The organism is Synechococcus sp. OH2 (genome assembly GCF_047462155.1).
Taxonomy (GTDB): domain Bacteria; phylum Cyanobacteriota; class Cyanobacteriia; order Thermostichales; family Thermostichaceae; genus Thermostichus.
The window spans coordinates 1-1,479 of the sequence record NZ_JANSIR010000093.1; the positions used below are offsets into that span (position 1 = coordinate 1).

Consider the following 1,479-nt stretch of genomic DNA (forward strand, 5'->3'; position numbering starts at 1 on the left):
CCTTCCTCTTAAAACCTGTACCCTATTTTAAATTAACAGGCTGTAGCTGCTTGATGAGAAGCTCTCCCTCTAAGCCAGATGCCACTTCGCAGCCATAGATCAAGATCTCTGCATCATCAGCCAGGCTAGATTTCCACTGCGAGAGCAAGCTTGCATATTCGGATAGGTTTTCTAGGCTGAGAAGGCTTTTGCCCAACTGTATTGAGCCCGCCTGCCCGTGAGATAGAACGTGCAAAGCTCTAACCCCTTTCCGACCTCGCAGCGCCTCGGCGATCTGCTGGATCCCGTCTTTGTTAGGATCCAAAAGAATAATCTCTGTTCCAGGTCGGATCCCTGCTAGCAAGATCGACAGATCGGGCAAAGCTTGGTCGATAAAGACCAGCTCATCTTGAGCAGAGTGTTGCAGAAGTATATTCCCTGATGTAGCGGAGTCGGCATTCTCCACTCTCAAAAGCAAAATGAGCAAAGCTGTGGAAACGGATCCCAAAGTACGGCTGAGAATCTGCAGTAGCCCGGCGGGTTGCTTAGAGTTGGGCAGAGACGGTCTTGAGGTCAACATCTAACACTCCTCGCTTTTTCAGGGAATGTCTTCAAAAAAGAAAGAAACAGGACTCAATTCCAAGCGAAGCAGCTACAAATTGTCCACTCTCACTGTAACTGGGTTACTGAATACTAAAGTTCCAGATGATAGACGGACTGAAGCTCTATTGGTGATGACGATGGGTAGGGTAGGAGCCTCAGGAGAAGGTGTTGCTGCCGGCAAAGGAGTTCCGGGAGCAGGAGGAGAAGCTGGTGGCCGAGTTGCCGGCGGTTCAATGGGCACTGGAGGCGGAGTAGGCACCGGGATCCGCCGCCGACAGGGTTGATCGGATTGATTGCCTTCCGGGGCATAGCAAACTCGAATCAGATCCTCTACAAAACGCAGTCCATTAAAACTCAGCCGATCCGCTTGCTGAATGATATCGTCAATAACTTCCTCTAGGTTGCGGGCAGTTCTGGAAAGAGGAATGCTAACAAACAAAATGTTCTCCAAATCCCTAACCTCGGGGGGGGCCAAGTTCGAGAAGGGCACTCGCTCCCGTTCCCGCAGCAAGATGCGATAGAGAGCCTCGCTCCAAGGAGAGACATCGACGGCTGCACTGAAAACAAATCCCCGCAGCGGTGTAGGCTGGCTGGCCTGCCGTCCCTGCCCAACGGGGTTCGATTGCACCGAAACCAATTTCCCCGGCGCCTGCGCGATCGAGCCAGAAAAGGGAATCGTAAAGCGCAAGTTGCTATCCAGGGTGGCAGTGGCCAAGGGGGGAAACAAAATCTCTCCCCGTGAGCTCAAGCCGACTAGCTGAACTGAGTTGCCTGCCGAAAAGACTGGCCCGCCTGCACAAAGAGCAGCCGTGGATCCCGGGCCACAAAGCTGAGCAAAGGGATCAACGACCAGCCCCAGGATGGCAGCCGCGGAGCCGGCAGCGGGATCCCTTGTCG

General features: G+C 53.5%; 1 protein-coding gene. It reads right to left on the reverse strand.

Annotated features, from left to right (window positions below):
- Window positions 1-22: 22 nt before the first annotated feature.
- On the reverse strand, window positions 23-559 hold the full coding sequence (locus NW835_RS08295; RefSeq protein ID WP_414415025.1) for a DUF4347 domain-containing protein: 537 nt from the start codon (window positions 557-559) through the stop codon (window positions 23-25).
- Window positions 560-1,479 lie beyond the last annotated feature (920 nt).

What these genes read in the sequence shown, in the direction of transcription:
- NW835_RS08295 (WP_414415025.1), bottom strand. Translation starts at nt 559, where the DNA reads ATGTTGACCTCAAGACCGTCTCTGCCCAACTCTAAGCAACCCGCCGGG.